We start from the raw sequence: 20,142 nt of genomic DNA on the forward strand, positions 1-20,142 counted from the left end.
TACAATGCGTTCGACAGACTGTCGGTCCTGCTGAGGCAGGACCATCTCACCGGGTGAAACTGTTCGTCACAGGAGAAAAACGCGGCACGATTCACACTGTCCGGAAGTGTGGGCCGGGCCGGGTTTACGTGCGGGGACGGGCTCTGCTTTATCCGGTGCTCCTTGGGGAAAGCATGTAATGGTAGCCGCGCATTGCCGAACAAAAATCGTTGCCACTCTGGGTCCGGCCTCTTCGGACGCTGAGACGATCCGCGATCTCGCCCGCGCCGGGGCGGACGTGTTTCGCTTTAATTTCTCCCACGGGACTCATGATGACCACGCGGCCCGCCATCGTATCGTGCGTCAGGTCGAAAAAGAGATCGGCCGTCCGCTCGGGATTCTCGCCGATGTTCAGGGTCCCAAACTGCGTGTGGGCCGGTTTGCCGATGGCCGGGTCATACTGGAGACCGGCAGCAAGTTCCGGCTCGATCTCGACGATGCGCCAGGCGACATCACCCGCGTTAATCTGCCTCACCATGAGATCATATCCGTTGCGCAGCCCGGCAGTATCCTCCTGCTGGATGACGGCAAGCTGAAACTTTGCGTGACAGCGATCGGTAAGGATTTCCTTGAAACCGAAGTCGTCGTCGGCGGCCCCCTCAGCAACCATAAGGGCGTCAATGTCCCGGATCTGGTGCTGCCAATCCCCGCCCTCACCCAGAAAGACCGCGACGATCTCGATTTCGCGCTGAATATGGGCGTGGATTTCGTCGCGCTATCGTTTGTCCAGCGGCCGGAAGACGTGATTGAAGCCCGCACCCTGACGAACGGACGCGCCTGGATCGTGGCGAAACTGGAAAAACCCCAGGCGATGGACAATCTGGAGGAGATTCTGGAAGTCACCGACGCCGTCATGGTCGCGCGCGGTGATCTCGGCGTGGAACTCCCGCCGGAGACCGTGCCGCTGGCGCAAAAACGCATCACCCGCCTGGCGCGGAAGCTGGGCAAGCCGGTCATCGTGGCGACACAGATGCTGGAAAGCATGATCACGGCGCCGACACCCACACGGGCCGAAGCCTCCGATGTGGCGACGGCCGTGTTTGACGGCGCGGATGCGGTCATGCTGTCGGCGGAATCGGCGGCAGGCAAATACCCGCGCGAGGCCGTCGCCATCATGAACCGGATCGTCGAACGCGTGGAAGCCGATTCAGGCTGGCAGGCGATGATGAAGGCGGGGCGCCTGGAGCCCGAGCATTACGTCGCCGATGCAATCGCGGGCGCCGCCGAACATATCGCCGGAACACTGGGCGCCAGCGCCATCGTCGCCTATACCCATGCCGGGCCGACCGCCCTGCGCGTGGCCCGGGAACGGCCTTTTTCTCCCATCCTCGGTGTGACGCCCACAGAGATAACGGCGCGGCGCCTGACCCTGGTATGGGGCGTGCAGGCTTTCGTCGCCGATCCTTCCCGACCCGTTCAGAACACCGAAACCATGGTTTCGACAGCCATCGACGTCGCCAGGCAGAGCGGCAGGACACAACCCGGCGACACGATCGTCATCACGGCGGGCATGCCGTTCGGTGTCAGCGGCTCGACAAATACATTGCGGGTAGCACGCCTCCCGGAAGCCTGACCCCGCTTTCTTCCCGGGAGGACATCGGAGAGGAACCCCGGGGCGTCCTGACGACCAGCCATTCGTGAGAACTCCGGCTCTGGAACGCAGGACGCCCGCAGGGTATGAGGGTGTAACAAGCACAGCGTGCGGAGACCCCCTTCGCCTTCGTGCGCCAACAATCATCGGGCGCGACATGAGCACGACACGACAGTTTTTCGGGACCGACGGCATACGCGGGACAGCCAATACCCACCCCATGACCGTCGAAGTCGCGCAAAAACTCGGACAGGCCGCGGGCCTCCACTTCATGCGCGGCCATCACCGGCATCGCGTCCTGGTCGGCAAGGATACGCGACTGTCCGGCTATATGATCGAGTGTGCGCTCGTGGCCGGCTTTCTGTCGGCAGGTATGGATGTGACCCTGGTCGGACCGATGCCCACACCGGCGATTGCGATGCTGACACGGTCGCTCCGGGCCGATCTCGGCGTGATGATTTCCGCGTCTCATAATCCGTTCAGCGATAACGGAATCAAACTCTTCGGACCCGACGGTTTCAAACTCTCCGATCAGGAAGAAGCCGCGATCGAAGCCATGATGATGGCCGACCTGTCGGGCCGCCTCGCAGCTCCCGCCGAGATCGGCCGGGCGACGCGCCTGAACGACGCGGCCGGACGATATGTGGAACACGCCAAGGCCTCTTTTCCGCGCGGCTGCCGTCTGGACGGACTGAAAATCGTCATCGACTGCGCGAATGGCGCGGCCTATCGCGTCGCGCCGACGGCGTTGTGGGAACTCGGCGCCGATGTCATCAGACTTGGCTGCGAGCCTGACGGCGTGAATATTAACGAAAACTGCGGATCAACTCATCCGGAGGCGCTCTGCCGGGCCGTCGTCGCACACGGCGCCCATCTCGGAATTGCCCTCGATGGCGATGCCGACCGCATGCTGCTCGCCGATGAGAGAGGCAATCTGATCGACGGCGACCAGATCATCGGCCTGATCGCCCGGTCATGGGCCGCAAGCGGCCGCCTCGCGACGACTTCAATTGTGACGACGGTCATGTCCAATATGGGTCTGGAGCGTTTTCTCGCCTCACTCGACCTCAAACTGGAACGTACCTCTGTCGGTGACCGGTATGTTGTCGAGAGGATGCGGGAAAACGGAGCGAATCTCGGCGGAGAGCAGTCCGGGCATCTGGTGCTGTCGGATTTCGCAACCACCGGGGATGGCCTGCTCGCGGCATTGCAGGTTCTGGCCGTGCTGATCGAAGACGGCAGGCCGGCCAGTGAAGTCTGCCGCGTGTTTTCGCCGTTCCCGCAAATGCTCCGGAATATCCGCTTCTCCGGCCCCAGCCCTCTGCAGCTGCCTCAGGTCAAAGCAGCCCGGGCGCAGATCGAAGCGCGTCTCGGAAAAAGCGGACGACTCGTCTTGCGGGAAAGCGGCACCGAACCGCTGGTGCGCGTCATGGTTGAAGCCGAGGACCCCGATACAGTCGAAAACGCGGTTGACGACATGTGCGCGGCCATCCGGGCTGTGTACGAACCGGCCTGATCCGGTGCGCGCCCGGATTCTGAGCATCGCAGGCAGCGATTCCGGCGGGGGCGCCGGGATTCAGGCGGACATAAAGACCGTCACGGCGCTGGGCGGATTTGCAACCACGGCGATTACCGCCGTAACCGCGCAGAATACGCTTGGTGTTTTCGGCGTGCTGGATATTCCACCTGAATTCCTGCGAAAACAGATCCGATGCGTTCTTGATGACATCGGAACCGATGCGTTCAAGACCGGCATGCTGGGACAGGCGCAGAACATCGCGGTTGTCGCGGAGGAGATCTCCCGCTACCGGAACATGCCGTTTGTGCTGGACCCCGTCATGGTCGCAAAAGGGGGCGCTTCGCTTTTGCAAAAGGATGCACTCGCAATCCTGACCGCCCGACTTATTCCGCTCTGCACGCTTCTCACGCCAAACATACCCGAAGCCGAAACGCTGCTGGACCGCCCGATTTCAGGCGAGGACGATATGATCGCGGCTGCGCAAGCGCTGCGCGAAAAAGGGGCGCCGGCTGTCCTGCTGAAGGGCGGGCATCTGCCCGGAAACCGTCTGACCGATGTTCTCGTAACACCGGACGGCATTGAGACCTTTACCGCTGAGCGAATTCAGACCCGACATACTCATGGTACCGGTTGCACGCTGGCCAGCGCGACAGCGACTCTCCTGGCTCAGGGACGCTCTTTGCGGGATGCCGTTATGGAAGCCCGCCTTTATCTCAGAGCCGCCATTGCGGCGGCACCGGAACTGGGAGCGGGAGCCGGCCCCGTCGATCATGGCGTGATGATCGCGCCTGACCGGAACGGGCCGCGTGTATCGTGAGTCTCAGGCCGCAACCTGCGGCTGGCTGAGCCGAACCGCGACAGGCGCCGCTTCGACCGGAACATCCATCGCAGCCACATCCGTGCGCTGCATCTGCTCGCGGAGCATGTAGCCACGGCCCCAGACGGTGGTGATCAGGTTTCCCGCCCCAACAGTCTGCAGTTTTTTGCGCAGCTTGCAGATGAAAACGTCGATGATCTTCATCTCCGGTTCATCCATGCCACCATATAGATGGTTCAGAAACGCATCCTTCGTCAGGACCATTCCCTTGCGCAGCACGAGCAGCTCAAGAATTGCATATTCCTTGCCCGTCAGATGAACCGGGGCATCGTTAACCGTCACCTCGCGGCTGTCGAGACTCAGCTGAAGCGGGCCAACACGCAGGGTTGGTTCACTGAATCCTTTGGAACGGCGCAGGATAGCCTGCATGCGGGCAATCAGTTCCTCGGGATCGAACGGCTTCGTGAGATAATCGTCAGCGCCGACCGAGAAGGCTTTTACCTTAGCCTGCGGCCGGGTGAGCCCGGAGAGGACAACAATCGGGGTCGCAACGCGTGCCGCACGGACGCGGCGGACAACCTCATATCCTTCAATATCCGGAAGCATCAGCTCCAGCACGGCGAGATCATAATCGTAATGACGAAGCATCTCGACTGCCTCTTCGCCGCTGCTGACATGATCAACAGTAAATCCGGCGCCCTTCATGATCTGGGTGACATCGTTCACCGCGACCGTATCATCTTCGACGAGCAGAACACGCATCTGAGTAACTCCCGGTTCGTTGTTGACCATTAGTTACCACCAGAGGTTGTATGCGTCTACGGAAATTTCACGTAAAGCGTGTATAAAGAATTTCTACACTCGTTAATGAAACGGAAAACGTATGATTTTTGACACTATTCTCACCATATCCCGGAAAAACCCGGCTATATGACAAGATCAGAGCTCCTCGACCGTTTCTCCGCAACCTGCGCGGGTATTCCAGCCGCAACCGCGTCCGCACGCATAACCGGAGTCTCGGGGCTTGCCGTGACCGTTTCCGGCCTGGGCGGACTCGCCTCCGTCGGAGACCGGATCACACTGCTCCGGCGCGACCGGACAGAGATCCCGGCGGAAATCATCGGGTTTTCCGGCGTGACAGCGCGCGCGATGGCGTTCGGCAGCCTCGATGGAATCGGAAGCGGAAGCGAAGCACGGTTTCCGCTCTTTATCAGTCCGAAAGCACCAAAGCCCGGCGGCACACTCCGGGTTTCCGATGCCTGGGTGGGACGGATCATTGATCCTCTCGGACGCCCGATCGACGGAAAAGGGCCGCTGCCACCGGGCGACATCGCCCGCCCGGTGCGCGCCTCACCTCCGGAGGCGACCCTCCGCGCCCGGCTCGGGCCACGGATCGATCTCGGCGTCCGGACCATGAATCTGTTCACCACCTGCCGGGAAGGGCAGAGACTCGGATTGTTCGCCGGTTCCGGCGTGGGAAAATCAACGCTGATGTCGATGCTGGCGCGCAATACCGCCTGCGATGTCGCCGTTATCTCACTGGTCGGCGAACGTGGCCGCGAAGTCAGAGAGTTCGTCGAGGACGATCTTGGACCGGAAGGGCTGGCGCGCTCGGTTGTGGTGGTCGCGACATCCGACTCTCCGCCGCTGATGCGACGTGAAGCTGCCTACGCCGCGCTGACGGTTGCCGAATATTTCAGCGACGCGGGAAAATCGACTCTTCTTCTTATGGACAGCGTCACCCGCTTCTGCCAGGCCCTGCGCGAAATCGGCCTTTCCATGGGCGAACCACCCGCCACGCGGGGTTATCCACCCTCGGTGTTTGCCGAACTGCCGAGACTGCTCGAACGCGCAGGCCCGGGTATCGTGCAGCCGGACGGGACGGCCGGCCAGATTTCCGCGCTCTTTTCCGTTCTTGTCGAAGGTGACGATCAGAACGAGCCGATCGCCGATGCCGTGCGCGGCATTCTCGACGGTCACATCGTCATGGACCGACGGATCGCGGAGAGCGGCCGCTACCCGGCGATCGATGTCCTCCGATCCCTGTCGCGCACTGTGCCCGGCTGCAATTCAGCGGATGAAAATGCCCTGACACAACGAGCCCGGGCCATCCTCGCCGTCTACGCCGAGATGGCGGACATGATCCGTCTGGGTGCGTACAAGCCCGGCGCCGATCCGGATGTCGATGAAGCCATTCAGCTTCGGCCGGCCATCGAGCAGATTCTCTCGCAGGGCAAACATGAATGTGCCCGGCTCCCGGACTGTTTTGCCGCGCTCAGAGACGCGCTCGCGGAAACCCCGATTCCGGAAGAAGGCGCCGCCGGATGATCTGTCTTGTGATCGCCCCCCGGCCGCCAACCCGCATAATTTCCTGACAGGACAGATATCCATGGCCAGATCCCCGCTCGACTCGCTTCTTCGTCTCAGACGTCAGGAACTCGACGAAGCAAAACGACTGCTCTCCGAGGCGCTGGCACAGGCCATGACTGCTGCCAACGCCATAAAGAACGCCGAGCAGAATATGGTCAAAGAACGTGATATCGCGCTCGATCTCTCAGCCGATGATCGGACAGTCGAGACCTATTCCCGCTGGCTGCCGATCGGGAGAGCCGCTCTCGAGCGAGCCAGAAAGCAGGAGCAGGACGCAGCCGCCGGGGTTCAGTCTTCGCGCACCCGCGTCAATATGGCCCGGGCCGCCCTGGAAGTCGCGGAGAAGCTGGCGGAAAGTCGCGCAAAGGAAGAGCAGGCACGCCAGGACAAAAAAGAACAGAATACGCTCGACGACCTGTCCGCCCGCCGCTCTTACGACGCCGAATAACCCTCCTTCACACAATCCCCCTTCCAAACTCGCTCGTGACAGCTAACAGAGGTAAACATAGCCGCTTCTGACAGAAGCCCGACCCGGACCCCGCCGCGTATGACCGAGAAGACATTAAGGCTGCCGACCCGCGCCGCCACGGAACACCTGGCCGTCGCGATCGCCCGGGCCACCCGGCCCGGCGACGCCATCCTTCTTTCCGGTCCGCTGGGCGCGGGGAAAAGCGTCTTCGCAAGAGCATTTCTGCGTGAGCTCTGCCACGACCCCGCACTGGATGTCCCCAGCCCGACCTTCACACTCGTACAGACCTATGACGCCACCATCTCACCCGTGGCGCATTTTGACCTCTGGCGTCTCGACGGACCGGAGGCTCTGGAAGAACTGGGCTGGGACGATGCGCGAAACGGCGTCGTCCTGGTCGAATGGCCGGAACGGCTGGAGGACATGACACCACCGGATGCCCTCCATATTGTCCTTACGCCGGACGCCATAACCGCGACGGACGAGACCGGAACAGAGGACACACCCCGAACCGTGACGCTGACCGGCTGGGCGGCACGCCTCTGCACGCTGTCTCCGGCAGGACTCCCCCACGCATGAGTAAAACTCTTCCTCTGGCGACACTTCCGGCTCATCTCCGCTTTCTCGACGAAATCGCCGCCCGCTGGACCGCCGGCGTCGATGAAGATCCGGAACTGATCGGAAACGGTACCCTCGTGCTGCCCGGCCGTCGCGCTGCCCGTGCTCTGACCGAAGCGTTCCTCCGTCATACCGACGGCCGCGCGGTCCTGCTCCCCGCGATCGTTCCGATCGGCGGCCTGGATGAGGCGGAAATGGCGCTCGCCAGCCCGGAAAGCCTGCTTCTGCCGCCCGCCGTTCCACCGATGCGCCGACTGGCGGTTCTGACCCGGCTGGTGCTCCAGGCGGAAAACGCCTTCGGTACGCGACCGATGCTCGATCAGGCCTGGCCACTGGCGCGCGCGCTGGCGGATCTGATGGATGAAGCCGAACGGACGGACATCGACCTGGCGAGAGCGTTGCCGGACGCCGTGGACGAGGGTTTTGCAGCGCACTGGCAGGTGACGCTGCAATTTCTCGGCATTGTCACCTCGGTCTGGCCCGAATGGCTTCGCGAACAGGGACTGATGAATCCCGTGGCCCGTCAGGTCGCGCTGCTTAAAGCGCAGGGGGCATACTGGGCGCGGAATGTCAGCAAAGCCACCAGCCGGCTGTGGGCCGTGGGCTTCACGGACGCACTGCCCGCGACAGCGGAAGCTCTGCGCGGTATTCTGACTCACCCGAACGGTCGCCTCGTCCTGCAGGGTCTCGATCTTTCAATGGACGAAGACACCTTCGCAGCCCTGCCGGACGGCCATCCGCAGGCGGGCTTTTCCCGCTTACTGGCCACGCTCGACGCCCGGCGCGACGACGTGGAGCTCTGGCCCCCGGTTCTCCCGGACGAGGCCGGACAGCACACCCCGCCCGCCACCCGCGCCGACCTGATCGCCCGGGCTCTGTTGCCGGCCAGCGCCCTCGGCGACTGGACGCTGAACCCGGAGCGCGTCGACTGCACCGGCCTGATGCGACTGACAGCAACCGATCAGCAGGAAGAAGCAGCGGCCATCGCGCTCGCGCTCCGGGCCGCCATCGCGCGGAAAGGACGGCGGGCCGCGCTGGTCACGCCCGATCGCGCCCTGGCCGGCCGCGTCGCCGCCGAACTGGCGCGATGGGACATCCTCGCCGATGACAGCGCCGGCGAGCTTCTCATAGCAACGCCGGCCGCCGTTCTGGTCCGCCTGCTCGCCCAGGCCGCGGATCAGAATCTCGCCCCCGTCGCGCTGCTCGCGCTGCTGAAACATCCGCTGGTCGCCTGCGGCATGAGCCCGGGCGCCTGCCGGGCTTCGGCCCGCCTCATCGAGCGGCTGCTACTCCGTGGTCCGGCTCCCGCCCCGGGGATCGGGGGGCTCCGGGCACGGGTCATCGAACTGCGGCAGGATGAGACCGACCCGCTGCCCGGAGCCTCGGCCGACCGCCCGGACGAACCACAGCCGGTCGATCTTTTTCTCGACCGGCTCGAAGCCTGCCTGCTCCCGGCGCTGAACGCCACGCGTGAGGCCGCGCCGCTGCCGGATCTGCTGACCGCCCTGCTGACAGCGGCGGAATCCCTGGCGGCAACGGACGAAACACCGGGCGCCGACAGGCTCTGGAGCGGCGAGGACGGCAACGCGCTGGCGCACCGGCTTTCCGATCTGCTGACCTCCGGCGACGTCCTGCCCCCGCAACCATGGACAGTGCTGGACGGCCTGCTCTGCGCCGTGCTGACCGAAGAGCGAATCCAGACCCGTCATGCCCTCCGGGGGCGCGGCGAAACAACGCTGACACTGCATCCCCGCGTGTTTATCTGGGGTCAGACCGAAGCGCGTTTGCAAACAGTCGATCTGATAATTCTGGGCGGCCTGGTCGAAGGCGTCTGGCCACCGGCAACGGACCCGGGACCATGGCTCAGCCGTCCGATGCGAACCCGCGTCGGACTGCCCTCGCCGGAACAGGCCATCGGACAGGCCGCGCATGATTTTGCGACCTGCATCGCTTCAGCCGAAGAGGTGATCCTCTCCGCTCCGGGCCGCCGCGAAGGCGCCCCCGCCGTGCCGGCCCGCTGGCTTGTCCGGCTTGATGCGTTTCTCGCCGGACGCGGCCAGAGCCTGCCGGACCATCCCGCGCAATCCTGGCTGAAACAGCTCGATCGCCCGGACGGCGCGCCGGTCGCAGCCACCCCGCCCGCGCCCCGCCCGCCTCTGAGCCGGCGCCCGCGCAGACTCAGCGTCACGGAAATAGAAACGTGGATACGCGATCCTTATGCGATCTATGCCCGGCATGTCCTTAAACTGAGACCGCTCGATCCGCTGGAACAGTCCGTGGATGCGTCGGATTACGGCAGTCTCGTTCATGGCGCGCTCGATGACTGGTTCCGGGAGCACGGCACAAACTGGCCCGCGAACGCAGCCGCGCGCCTGCAAAGCCTCTTTCTCGCCCGACTCGACAACGCCGGCCTGCGCCCCGCTCTCGCCGCCTGGTGGCGTCCGCGCCTGACCCGGATCGCCGCCTGGGTCGCAGAGGCGGAAACCGCCCGCCGTCAGAACGGTGTGCCATCCAGGATCGTCACGGAAGCCCGGGGACGCACCCGGATGACGGATCTGCCGGGCGGACCGTTCGATCTGACAGGCCGGGCCGACCGGATCGACGTGTTCGAAGACGGCAGCGCGTCGATCCTCGATTACAAGACCGGCAGCGTCCCTTCGAATACCAACGTGGTGGCCGGCTGGAATCCGCAGCTTCCGCTTGAGGCCGCCATGCTCGCGACCGGCGGCTTCCCGGACGTCCCGCCCGAACCCGGCGACAAAAAGCCGGTCAGCGTCACGGAACTGCTGTACTGGCGACTAACCGGCGGCGCCAGTCCGGGCGAGGATATGGGCGTGACGGTTAAAGACGGAACCATCGCGGAACTTGCCGTGCTGGCCTGGGAAAGTCTCCGGGAGCGGGTCACTGCCTATGACAATCCGGATCAGCCCTATCTGTCTCACCCCCATCCGGGCAACGAGCCGCGTTTCGCCGATTACGCTCAGCTCGCCCGCGTGGCGGAATGGAGCACGGCACGGGAGGACGGAAGCGAATGATGACCGCCATTCAGCTGGCCTGCGAACAGCAGAACATCGCCTCCGACCCGAACGCCTCCGTTTTCGTCTCGGCCTCCGCCGGAAGCGGTAAAACCAAGCTGCTGATCGACCGGCTGCTGCGTCTGATGCTCCCGCGCCCCGATCCGCACGATCCGCAGGCGCCACTCATCCCCGGCACCGACCCCGCACGTATTCTCTGCCTCACATTCACGAAAGCAGCGGCGGCGGAAATGGCCATCCGTCTGCAAAGGACGCTGGGCCGATGGGTCACACTGTCCGACGCGGAACTGGATAAGGCGCTGTCCGGTCTGCGGGTTCCCGTTTCGGCACGACCTCAGGCACGCGCTCTGTTCGCCCGGGTGCTGGATCTCCCCGGCGGGATGCGGATCGGGACAATTCACGCGTTCTGTCAGTCCCTGTTGCGCCGCTTCCCGCTGGAAGCCGCGATCAATCCGCATTTCACGCTGCTGGAAGACACCGATGCCTCGCTGGCATTGCAGGATGCAACGGAGAGCGAACTGGCACGGGCACCGTCAGGACAGATTTCATCGCTCGCCACGCAGATTTCGCTGACGGATTTCACCACCCTGCTCGCGGAACTTCGCGGCAGCGGTCAGGCCGGCGCCGTTCTCAGCCTCGCCCGCAGCAGCCCGCGGGACCTGCGTGAAGAGCTTCTGCATGCCCTCGGCATCGAAAACACCGAAACAGCCGATCCCGTCCGGGACGCCTGCACCGGCATCCCACAGGAAGACAGACTCAGAGACGCACTGAGACAGGTCGCGGAAGGCGGCTCGGACAGCGTGAAAAAAATGGCCGTCGCAATGCTCGACTGGCTGGCGCAGCAACCCGACGCCCGCGCGGAAACCTGGTCCGCCTGGTCCGGACTCTTTCTGACATCGAAGGGAGATCCACGGAAAAATGCCGGTCTGAACAAGAAATTTTCGGACGCTCACCCAGATATCGTCACAATCCTGGAAGCGGAATGCACCCGCATTCTCGCGGCAGAGGAAAGCCGGCGCGCCCTGACGCTGACAACGCTGACAATGGCCCTGCTGCAAACCGCCTCACCCGTTCTGGAGACGTACGCGACCGGAAAAAACCTGCGTGGACAGGTCGAGTATGATGATCTCATCGTCCGCACCCTGCGCCTGCTGCGCGATCCGGGCGCCGCATGGGTGCTCTACAAACTGGATGGCGGCATCGATCATTTGCTGCTCGATGAAGTTCAGGACACATCGCGTGAACAGTGGCGGATCGCGGGCGGTCTGACGGAGGAGTTCTTCACCGGCGAAGGAGCGCATGAACGCGCACGCGGGTCACGAACGATCTTTGCCGTCGGGGACTACAAACAATCCATTTACGGGTTTCAGGGCGCCGATCCGGAAGCCTTTCGTGAATGGCGCCACCGCTTCGAGCAGCGCGTGAAAAATGCTGACGAACAATGGGAAGAACCCACCCTCACCGTTTCCTTCCGGTCCACAACCCCCGTGCTGTCGCTCGTTGACGCGGTGTTCAGCAATCCGCTCGCGGCACGCGGAGTCAGCGAGCCCGGACAGCCCATGCCGCATCACGAAACCGCCCGCCCAGGCCAGGGCGGATGCGTCGAACTCTGGCCACTTGTGCCAAAAGATGACGACAGCGACAGCGAACCGGCCGCTTCAGAAGCCACCTCTCCCTGGCAGGCGCCCACGGAAAACGCTGCCCAGGTCTCACCGCCCCGGCGTCTGGCGGACACGCTCGCCCGCCAGATTGCAACAGAGCTGCTGAAGCCTCCGGCGCCCGGCGAACAGCCGCTGAAACCGGGAGACGTCCTGGTTCTGGTCCCGCGCCGGTCCGCCTTCGTCCGCGCCCTGATCAGGGCGCTGAAATCGGTCGATGTGCCGGTCGCAACCCTGGTGCGGACCGGCCTGGCGGACCAGGTTGTCGTACAGGATCTGATGGCGCTGTGTGATGCGCTGTTGCTGCCACAGGACGATCTCACCCTGGCCTGTGTGCTGACATCCCCCCTCGGCGGGCTGACAGATGACAGCCTCATGGCGCTTGCGCTCGACCGCTCGCCGCCAGGGGAGGCGAAGACCCGGCCAGAACCGCTCTGGACCGTGCTGCGCGAACGGCACGCCGAACGCCCGGACTGGTCAGCGGCCTGGACCTTTCTGTCCGTCCTGTTTCGTCGCGTGGATTACATCTCGCCCTTCAGATTGCTGTCCGAAGCATTGGGCACGCATGGCGGACGGGCACGTATCCTGGCCCGGCTCGGTCCGGAAGCCGCCGAACCGATCGACGATCTGTTGTCCGCCGCCCTCCGTTTCGAAGAGGCCCACGCAACCTCTCTGCAAGGCTTCCTGCACTGGCTGCGGCACTCGAACGAGACCGTAAAGCGGGAACCCGACGCCTCCGCGAACGCCGTGCGCGTGATGACTGCCCATGGCGCGAAAGGACTACAGGCACGGCTGGTGATACTGCCGGATACAGTCGGCACACCCCGCTCCGACGCCAGGCTGCTCTGGCTGCCCAAAGAAAAAGGCGAGCCGGCCCTGCCGGTTTTCGTACCGCGAAACGATGCCGCGACAGAAACAACCCGCGCACTTCGCGAGACACTCCGGGTCCGGGCAGCGGAGGAATATAACCGGCTGCTCTACGTCGCCCTGACGCGCGCAAGCGACCGACTCATCATCTGTGGCTGGGAACCGCGAAAGCTGAGCGAGGAAAGCTGGTACAGCCGCTGCGTCGACGGTTTCGCTAAAGCCGGGGCACAATCAGAGGATTTCGCAGGCGGATGGAGCGGCGAACGCCTGGTGATCGCGGAGCACACCCAGGCTTCCGCGCACTCCACAGCCCCGTCGCCGTCTCCCGTGCCACCCCCTTTACCCGCCTGGATGGGGCAGGCGCCGGACTGGACCCCGGTTCCGCCCCCCGCCGAACCCGCGCTGGCCCGTCCGCTCTCCCCCAGCCGACCGGACGACACAGTCCTCGGGGAGCGCCCGGCCACCCGCTCCCCGCTGGATCTCGCGGCGCTAACCCCCAGCGCCGCGCGTGAAGCCGCGTTCCGCCGCGGCACCCTGATCCATGCCCTGCTTCAGTTTCTTCCCGACAGAGCAAAGGAAGATCGTACGAATGTCGCTTACAACTGGCTGCTGCGCCCCGGAAACGGACTGGACGAACAGGAAGCCGCGCGGCTTGTCGCCCGGGTTATCGCCGTCATGGACGATCCGGCGCTTGCGCCCCTCTTCGCACCCGGAAGCCGGGCCGAGCAGCGTCTGGCCGGAATTGTGGGTGAAAACGTGATTGTCGGTCAGGTCGACCGGATGAGAGTCATGGATAATCGTGTTCTGATCTGCGATTTTAAGACAAACCGGCGCCCTCCCCTCTCTGTCGATCGTGTGCCGGTTCTGTATCTGCGCCAGATGGCCGCTTACAGAGCTCTGCTCAGTCAGCTCTATGCCGGACGCATAATCGAGTGCAGCCTCGTCTGGACGGAAACACCCGTGGCAATGGTCATTCCGGATGAACTCCTGAACAGGCAGGGACTGCTCTGACGGAAATTGAAAGCAAACCGCGTCCCGCCGCCTTCCTGAAAACACAGTGCCAGCAATGGCTCTGTTCACTTTAAAAGTGACTGCATTTCTCAGGGCTTTGCCCAGAAACCCACCAAAGGCCGGAGACCTTTGGAAACCGGTTTGTTTATCAACAGATCCGGATGCAGGGGCCTGTGGTCCCTGCCGGGTTCGGGCAGAGCCCGGGTCACTGTGAAAAATTACATATCAGAACTTAACAAAAACACAGCTTCAGCCATACACCAGACTATTCCATCAGAGCCGCTCTGCCCGCCGCCTCCAGCACAACATCGGCTTGCGGCGTATGAATGCGCCCGCACAGAACATTCCGGTAATGCCGCTCAAGCGGATTATCCTGACTCAGCCCCGGGTTGCCCGTCACCTCCACCGCCCCGGCAACAGCCGCGATTGCATTTTCAGTGACCAGACGCTTGATCTGTCCCGCCTCGGCCCCGCTGCTCACACCCGACTCTTTCCGGCTCAACGCCTGTTCGATCAGCGCTTCGTTCGTCAGCAGAAGACCGTCAATTTTTCCAAGAACAGTGTGAAATGCAGGCAAAGTCGAAAGCGGCCGCCCCAGCGCGGAAGGCACGCGCGTTTTCAGAAATGAGATCAGCCAGTCCCTCCCGGATCGCGCGATCGCATCGTAGAGCGCGGCCACCACAACGGCATGCCACGCCGCCTGCACCGGCGGCTCCGGGCTTTCGGCGCCGGAGGGAACCAGATTGACGAGATACCTGTCCGGAACAGCTGCATCGTCAAAAACAATCGTATGACTGCCCGTCGCGCGCATACCGAGCTGATGCCAGCTTTTTTCAATCGTCACGCCCGGCAGATCAAGCGGTACGAGAACCTGCCCCACGCGCGGCTCCGGCTCGTCCGTGGCACTCCAGACAATCCCCCATGTCAGGGCCAATGAGCCCGTTGAAAAAATCTTCCGCCCGCTCAGACGCCAGACCCCGTCGACACGCTTTATCCGCGTGGCCGGAATACCGCCCCGCGCGGGCGTGCCCAGATCGGGCTCGACACGAAGCGCGTTGATCAGCGCGCCATCACGCACGATCGTTGTAAAGACTTCATCTTTCACCGGATCCGGCCACACCTGAGACTGCGCCACAGCGCCAGATTGCAGATACTGCATCGCCAGAATCAACGCCGTCGAAGGATCACCCCGCGCAACCTTCGAGATAATCTCCACCATCTGCCGCAGATCGATAGCAGCTCCCCCTTTCGCACGCGGCAATGCCAGTGCCAGAAACCCAGCCCTGCGAAGATCTTCGATGTTGTCAAGCGCAATGTCACCGGAACGGTCATACGCCGCCGCGCGGGCTGCAAACCGCTCCACAAGCTCATCCGGCACCTCTGTCCGGAAGCTGCCTGCCTGTGATCCGTCCATCACCGATCCTTCCCTGCATCCACAGGATGGTATGATATTTCAGACACCACGTGCCCGTCTGAAAACATCTTCCAGCCGCCAGTGCTGATTCCGCAGACGCGGATCGTCACCCCATTCATCCCACCCTGACTCCCGCCGGAAATCTCCCGAAAGCTCTGCTGCCTGATCATGAGATACACTCCGTTCATCAGTCTGTGGCGCCACGTAAAGTGCGTCAGTCCTGCAATAAAGTTCGCACATAAAGCAGGTATGACAATCATCAGGCCGCGCGATCACCGGAGACTGACCGGCGCGGGCATCAAATACATCTCCCGGACAAACGGCCACACATTCATTGCAGGCCGTGCAGCGCTCATCGAAAACGACACTGATCATGCGCGCGCCTCCACAGGAACGCGGCGCGTCCGGACCATATCCAGACCACAGCTCGTAATATGAAAAGGAGTGAACTCTTCCGACGAAGTATCCGTCCTCCGGTGCATGCCCAGACTGTTTTCCCGCGCCAGCGCACTTGCCGTACACCACCGCGCAACCGCAAGCATAGATTCCAGCTCCCGAAATTTCTGCTGACCACGCCGCGTTGTTTCAGAACGAAGCGTGGCCAGTGTCCGGTGACACTCAGCCAGCCGCACCTCTGTTTTCAGCAGATTACCCGCCGTACGGAAATATTGCTTTTCCGGCGAAAGCATTTCGGAAGCGATGACCTCCCGCAATCCGGCCAGATCCGCCTCCCGGGCCACATGAGCGCGATCCGCCCTCTCCGCGAGACGGCTCTCAGCCGGTTCCGGCAACACCCTGTTTATCCCCGCAAACGCAACCGCACTCTCCGCCGCAATGCACCCTGACCCCAGCGCCCAGGCGGAATTGACAGCACCCCCGCCACTGACCGGACCAGTCACCTGTTCGCGCGACGCCACATCGCCGGCCACAAACAGGCCCGGAACACCGCACCCGCTATCCGGACCAGTGACACGAATGCCCCCCACACCCCGGATAGTTCCTTCACCAGTCAGCGTCACCGGAAAACGCTGACGGAACGGATCAATGCCCATACGCCGGAATGTCACAACCACATTCGGTGAAATCTGAGGAAGCTGACGCTGTATATCTTCAGGCACGGCGGAAAGATCACATAACACCGGCCCCCGTGCCAGCGCCCCGGCAAGAAAAGCATTGTCGTGCGGTCCCGCGGGGGGAACGATCCGATACCCGTCTGAATCGTAGTAGTGCGCGAAAGAATAGATCATCGTTCGCGTCATCGTCGTCCGGGCAGGCGCCACCGTGAAGACCGATGAAAACTCCATGCCGGACATCCCCGCCCCCGCCTCGGCCGCCATCAGATGACCGTCGCCGGTGTTGTTGGCCGCCCCCAGCAAAGCCGAGCCGAAAGCACATCCTCCCGTCGCCAGCACAACCGCCCCGGCCCGCACGCGCCACTCCGACGCCGTCCCCTGCCGAAGGACACCGTGCGCGCCCGTCACAATACCCGCGCTGTCCTTCAGAAGACCGGCAGCCGGCGCATGGTCCAGAATACGCACACCCGCGGCGACCACCTTCTGCCGCAACGCCCGCAGATACTCGGGACCGCGAAGCGCGTGCCAGCGTATGACCCCGTTATCGTCCGGCTCATACCGATAATGCGATGAAATGGAAGGAAGCGTTTCATACGTCCGCTCGATGATCCGCATCATCCAGACCGGATCGCCCAGACCCTGCGCGGCCGCCAGCCGCCTGCTGACAGCATTCTCGCGCAGCCCCTTTTCCGGCGGCACCCACCAGTGACCGGGTCCTGCCGTCGCCGCCACGCCGGACGTGCCGCAATACCCTTTCTCAGCCACGATCACACTCGCACCGAGCACCGCCGCTCTCAGCGCCGCCCAGCATCCGGCAAGGCCGCCGCCAAGAACAAGAACATCCGCCCGGGCACTCAGGATTTCCGCACCGCTCATGGCAGGACCGTCTCCCGGTCGAACGCCGAGGATACAGGCCCCGGTGGCGTCATGAGACCGGCATCGCGATAAGTGTCCAGAGTGACCTCCTCCGCCCGCACCACATCGTCACCGACGGGTACCGGCGAAGCAATCAGCCGCTCCGCCACAGAGGCGGCAACCGCATCCGGCAACCCGGTCTGCTGCGCCAGGATACGGGCATACTGATCCTGATGCTGCCGGCCCCATGCATAAGCCTGTGTGACCCGCCCGTAAAAATCATTGAGGAGCGCACGTTTGTTCCGAAGCGCGGCCTCTGTTGCCACAAAAAAACTGTTGTTCGGCATCAGACCCGCCGCATCCACCACGACATGCCCGTTATGACCGGTCGTTTCCAGCGACACATACGGCTCCCATGTCGACCACGCATCCACACGCCCGGTATCCAGAGCGGCTTTGGCCTGAGAGGGCTGAAGAAACACAATCTGCGGCGCCGGCGCGGGAATGGCCCCTGTCGCGATCAGCCGCAGAAGAAGCAGATGACCAATCGATCCGCGCCCGGTGGCGATCCGCTTTCCGGACAACTGCGCGGCCGACGTAATGCCCGATCCGGCAGCCACAACCACCGCCGTCGCATGGCCTCCGCCACGCGGCGGCACCACATACGCGGCCTTTATGGGAATACCCGCTCCCCAGGCGAACAGAAATGGCCCGTCCCCCGCTATCCCGGTGTCAACCGCGCCGGCGCCAAGCGCCTGCAAAAGCGGCGCGGCAGCCTCGAATTCCACCCAGTGTATCCTGTACGGAAGATCATGCCCGACGCCGGCCGCTTCAAGAAGCGCCTTTTGCTGTCCTTTCTGATCCGCCACGATCAGTTCATCCTGAGCCCGCGCCGCAATGACCGGCACAAAACAAATAAATGCGGAAAACCCCGACAACAGAAACAGCATCACGCCGACAAAACGAAAAAGCGGAGCAGAACGCATGGTCACGCAGCTTTCAGGAATAAGGACGTCCGCGTAAACCAGCACCGGGGTCAGTGCGATACAATTAAATCACGCTAAACTATGGCCTGAATATAATTTACCGGACCATCTGGGGTAAACCGTGTGAAAACAGGACGAAGAAGATCCAGCCAACGGAGCCCCCATGTCCGAGACGACCCTCCGGCACACGGTCCACACCGCCCGCCCGGTCCTGACGATGAAGCCGCACGCAAAATTTCAGCTGCGGGGCTGGCACACCCTCAGACGGTACCTCTCGCCGGTCGTCCTGCTGCTCATCTGGCAGATCGCCTGTTCGACCGGGCTCCTGTCAACGCGTCTTGTCGCATCCCCGACGCAGATCATCTCCACGGGCTGGTCCCTGATCCATGACGGCACCCTGCCGGTCAATCTCGGCGTCTCCCTGCTCCGGGCCGTGTCCGGTCTCTCGATCGCGCTGGTGGCCGGAATCGGCCTCGCCCTGATCGCGGGCCTGTCCCGCACCGGGGAGGATATCGTCGACGCGCCGCTCCAGATCATGCGCACACTGCCGGTCCTCGCGCTCGTGCCGCTGTTCATCCTCTGGTTCGGCATCGGTGAAACCCCCAAGATTCTTCTCGTCGCACTCGGCTCGACGTTTCCGGTGTATCTGAATCTCCACAAAGGCATCCGGTCCATCGACCCGAAACTGCTGGAAATGGCGCGGACACTCGGACTTTCACGCGGCCAGACAATCCGCGATGTCATCCTTCCCGGCGCCCTGCCCGATCTGCTCATCGGCGTGCGGTTCGCCGTCGGCATCTCCTGGCTGATGCTCGTCGTCGCCGAACAGGTCAACGCCGACAGCGGCATCGGACATATGATGATGGACGCTGAAGATTTCCTCCGGACCGATATCATCCTCGTCGGTCTCTTTATCTACGGTCTGCTTGGTCTCGTGTCAGATCAGATCGTCCGGATGCTGGAAAACAGGCTTCTCGCCTGGCGCCCGGCACAGCACCGCAAAGGGCAGCCCGTATGAACGCGATTTCACAGCCTCCCGCAAACATCATACCAGCGGAACACAACAGCGGCGCCGTCACCGTGCAGGGCCTGACCCGCCGTTTCAGCAACGGGCCGCCCGTGCTCGACAGACTCGATCTCACCATCGCCCCCGGCGAATTCGTGGCGCTTCTCGGACGAAGCGGCTCCGGCAAATCGACATTGCTGCGGACCTTATCCGGGCTCGATCCCGTCACCGAAGGTCATGTCTCACGTCCACGGGACGTCGCCGTCGTCTTCCAGGAAAGCCGGCTTCTGCCCTGGAAACGTGTCTGGCAGAATATCATTCTCGGCCAGACCGGCGGCAAAGCCGGACGCGAACGGGCCGGAGAGGTTCTGGAGGAAGTCGGTCTCGGCCATCGCGGAGACGCCTGGCCCCTGACTCTCTCTGGCGGCGAATCCCAGCGCGCCGCGCTGGCCCGCGCGCTCGTGCGGGAACCCGCCTTTCTGATGCTCGACGAGCCCTTCGCCGCGCTGGACGCGCTGACACGCCTCAGAATGCAGCAACTCGTCGCGGGATTATGGACACGCCACCGCTGCGCCGTGCTTCTCGTCACACACGATGTCGACGAGGCGCTGCTCCTTGCCGACCGCGCCGTGGTCCTGGAATCCGGACGCATCCGGACCGATCTGCCCATTCCGCTGGATCGCCCGCGCCGTCACGACGATCCGCGCTTCGGACATCTGCGTTCCATCCTGCTCGACGCCCTCGGCGTCCACGACGACGACTGATACCAGGGGCCTCCGCCCCTGATTTTCCGCTTGTAAAATCCTCTGCTAAA

The 20,142-nt window shown here is 63.3% G+C and carries 15 protein-coding genes; 10 read left to right on the forward strand and 5 right to left on the reverse strand.

The annotated features are described in order from the left end of the window. Nucleotides 1-178: 178 nt before the first annotated feature. From pyk to thiD, 3 genes are all read left to right on the forward strand, one after another. Nucleotides 179-1,612 carry a pyruvate kinase gene (pyk, locus tag GOB90_RS12165; protein WP_146892740.1) on the forward strand — a complete coding sequence of 478 codons (1,434 nt, stop codon included), beginning with the start codon at nucleotides 179-181 and terminating at the stop codon, nucleotides 1,610-1,612. 175 nt (nucleotides 1,613-1,787) lie between these two features. After that, nucleotides 1,788-3,146 carry a phosphoglucosamine mutase gene (glmM, locus tag GOB90_RS12170; protein ID WP_146892738.1) on the forward strand — a complete coding sequence of 453 codons (1,359 nt, stop codon included), beginning with the start codon at nucleotides 1,788-1,790 and terminating at the stop codon, nucleotides 3,144-3,146. Nucleotides 3,147-3,150: 4 nt separating this feature from the next. Beyond that, a complete protein-coding gene (gene thiD / locus GOB90_RS12175; protein WP_146892754.1) occupies nucleotides 3,151-3,966 on the forward strand; it encodes a bifunctional hydroxymethylpyrimidine kinase/phosphomethylpyrimidine kinase in 816 nt (271 codons plus the stop codon). A 3-nt stretch (nucleotides 3,967-3,969) separates the two neighbouring features. Here thiD and ctrA read toward each other — a convergent pair whose 3' ends face one another. Beyond that, nucleotides 3,970-4,728, reverse strand: a complete 759-nt coding sequence (gene ctrA / locus GOB90_RS12180) for a response regulator transcription factor CtrA (protein WP_146892736.1) — start codon at nucleotides 4,726-4,728, stop codon at nucleotides 3,970-3,972. Between the two features lie 168 nt (nucleotides 4,729-4,896). Here ctrA and fliI point away from each other — a divergent pair, with 168 nt between their 5' ends. From fliI to addA, 5 genes are all read left to right on the forward strand, one after another. Next, nucleotides 4,897-6,294 (forward strand): flagellar protein export ATPase FliI, encoded by a 1,398-nt coding sequence (gene fliI / locus GOB90_RS12185; RefSeq protein WP_146892734.1) that lies wholly within the window; start codon nucleotides 4,897-4,899, stop codon nucleotides 6,292-6,294. A gap of 61 nt (nucleotides 6,295-6,355) precedes the next feature. Further along, nucleotides 6,356-6,784 (forward strand): flagellar FliJ family protein, encoded by a 429-nt coding sequence (locus GOB90_RS12190; RefSeq protein ID WP_146892732.1) that lies wholly within the window; start codon nucleotides 6,356-6,358, stop codon nucleotides 6,782-6,784. 99 nt (nucleotides 6,785-6,883) lie between these two features. Continuing rightward, entirely contained in the window at nucleotides 6,884-7,384 is a 501-nt protein-coding gene (gene tsaE, locus GOB90_RS12195; RefSeq protein WP_146892730.1) for a tRNA (adenosine(37)-N6)-threonylcarbamoyltransferase complex ATPase subunit type 1 TsaE, read from the forward strand. Further along, nucleotides 7,381-10,458: a double-strand break repair protein AddB gene (addB, locus tag GOB90_RS12200; protein WP_173572077.1), complete on the forward strand. Its 3,078-nt coding sequence runs from the start codon at nucleotides 7,381-7,383 to the stop codon at nucleotides 10,456-10,458. Before tsaE ends, addB begins: the two co-directional genes overlap by 4 nt. Beyond that, on the forward strand, nucleotides 10,455-13,994 hold the full coding sequence (addA, locus tag GOB90_RS12205) for a double-strand break repair helicase AddA (protein WP_373322059.1): 3,540 nt from the start codon (nucleotides 10,455-10,457) through the stop codon (nucleotides 13,992-13,994). Before addB ends, addA begins: the two co-directional genes overlap by 4 nt. Before the next feature lie 265 nt (nucleotides 13,995-14,259). Here addA and GOB90_RS12210 read toward each other — a convergent pair whose 3' ends face one another. Genes GOB90_RS12210 through GOB90_RS12225 form a run of 4 tightly spaced genes read right to left on the reverse strand, consistent with a single transcriptional unit; the run spans nucleotide 14,260 to nucleotide 18,322 of the window. Further along, the gene (locus GOB90_RS12210) at nucleotides 14,260-15,408 is read right to left on the reverse strand and encodes an acyl-CoA dehydrogenase family protein (protein ID WP_146889957.1); all 1,149 of its coding nucleotides are present in this window, start codon (nucleotides 15,406-15,408) and stop codon (nucleotides 14,260-14,262) included. A gap of 39 nt (nucleotides 15,409-15,447) precedes the next feature. Further along, a complete protein-coding gene (locus tag GOB90_RS12215; protein WP_146889960.1) occupies nucleotides 15,448-15,783 on the reverse strand; it encodes a 4Fe-4S dicluster domain-containing protein in 336 nt (111 codons plus the stop codon). Next, nucleotides 15,780-17,357 (reverse strand): FAD-dependent oxidoreductase, encoded by a 1,578-nt coding sequence (locus GOB90_RS12220; RefSeq protein ID WP_146889963.1) that lies wholly within the window; start codon nucleotides 17,355-17,357, stop codon nucleotides 15,780-15,782. Before GOB90_RS12220 ends, GOB90_RS12215 begins: the two co-directional genes overlap by 4 nt. Then, nucleotides 17,354-18,322 carry an aliphatic sulfonate ABC transporter substrate-binding protein gene (locus GOB90_RS12225; protein WP_242011991.1) on the reverse strand — a complete coding sequence of 323 codons (969 nt, stop codon included), beginning with the start codon at nucleotides 18,320-18,322 and terminating at the stop codon, nucleotides 17,354-17,356. The genes GOB90_RS12220 and GOB90_RS12225 overlap by 4 nt, the downstream gene beginning before the upstream one ends. 217 nt (nucleotides 18,323-18,539) lie before the next feature. Here GOB90_RS12225 and GOB90_RS12230 point away from each other — a divergent pair, with 217 nt between their 5' ends. Both GOB90_RS12230 and GOB90_RS12235 read left to right on the forward strand, forming a co-directional pair. Then, nucleotides 18,540-19,340 carry an ABC transporter permease gene (locus tag GOB90_RS12230; protein WP_146890073.1) on the forward strand — a complete coding sequence of 267 codons (801 nt, stop codon included), beginning with the start codon at nucleotides 18,540-18,542 and terminating at the stop codon, nucleotides 19,338-19,340. Next, the gene (locus GOB90_RS12235; protein ID WP_146889966.1) at nucleotides 19,337-20,092 is read left to right on the forward strand and encodes an ABC transporter ATP-binding protein; all 756 of its coding nucleotides are present in this window, start codon (nucleotides 19,337-19,339) and stop codon (nucleotides 20,090-20,092) included. The genes GOB90_RS12230 and GOB90_RS12235 overlap by 4 nt, the downstream gene beginning before the upstream one ends. Nucleotides 20,093-20,142 lie beyond the last annotated feature (50 nt).

Source organism: Acetobacter oeni, from assembly GCF_011516825.1.
Taxonomy (GTDB): domain Bacteria; phylum Pseudomonadota; class Alphaproteobacteria; order Acetobacterales; family Acetobacteraceae; genus Acetobacter; species Acetobacter oeni.

Excerpts from the sequence above, each read along its gene's own strand:
- pyk (WP_146892740.1), top strand. The coding sequence starts at position 179 with ATGGTAGCCGCGCATTGCCGAACAAAAATCGTTGCCACTCTGGGTCCG.
- glmM (WP_146892738.1), top strand. The coding sequence starts at position 1,788 with ATGAGCACGACACGACAGTTTTTCGGGACCGACGGCATACGCGGGACA.
- ctrA (WP_146892736.1), bottom strand. The coding sequence starts at position 4,728 with ATGCGTGTTCTGCTCGTCGAAGATGATACGGTCGCGGTGAACGATGTC.
- fliI (WP_146892734.1), top strand. The coding sequence starts at position 4,897 with ATGACAAGATCAGAGCTCCTCGACCGTTTCTCCGCAACCTGCGCGGGT.
- GOB90_RS12190 (WP_146892732.1), top strand. The coding sequence starts at position 6,356 with ATGGCCAGATCCCCGCTCGACTCGCTTCTTCGTCTCAGACGTCAGGAA.
- tsaE (WP_146892730.1), top strand. The coding sequence starts at position 6,884 with ATGACCGAGAAGACATTAAGGCTGCCGACCCGCGCCGCCACGGAACAC.
- addB (WP_173572077.1), top strand. The coding sequence starts at position 7,381 with ATGAGTAAAACTCTTCCTCTGGCGACACTTCCGGCTCATCTCCGCTTT.
- addA (WP_373322059.1), top strand. The coding sequence starts at position 10,455 with ATGATGACCGCCATTCAGCTGGCCTGCGAACAGCAGAACATCGCCTCC.
- GOB90_RS12210 (WP_146889957.1), bottom strand. The coding sequence starts at position 15,408 with ATGGACGGATCACAGGCAGGCAGCTTCCGGACAGAGGTGCCGGATGAG.
- GOB90_RS12215 (WP_146889960.1), bottom strand. The coding sequence starts at position 15,783 with ATGATCAGTGTCGTTTTCGATGAGCGCTGCACGGCCTGCAATGAATGT.
- GOB90_RS12220 (WP_146889963.1), bottom strand. The coding sequence starts at position 17,357 with ATGAGCGGTGCGGAAATCCTGAGTGCCCGGGCGGATGTTCTTGTTCTT.
- GOB90_RS12225 (WP_242011991.1), bottom strand. The coding sequence starts at position 18,322 with ATGCGTTCTGCTCCGCTTTTTCGTTTTGTCGGCGTGATGCTGTTTCTG.
- GOB90_RS12230 (WP_146890073.1), top strand. The coding sequence starts at position 18,540 with ATGAAGCCGCACGCAAAATTTCAGCTGCGGGGCTGGCACACCCTCAGA.
- GOB90_RS12235 (WP_146889966.1), top strand. The coding sequence starts at position 19,337 with ATGAACGCGATTTCACAGCCTCCCGCAAACATCATACCAGCGGAACAC.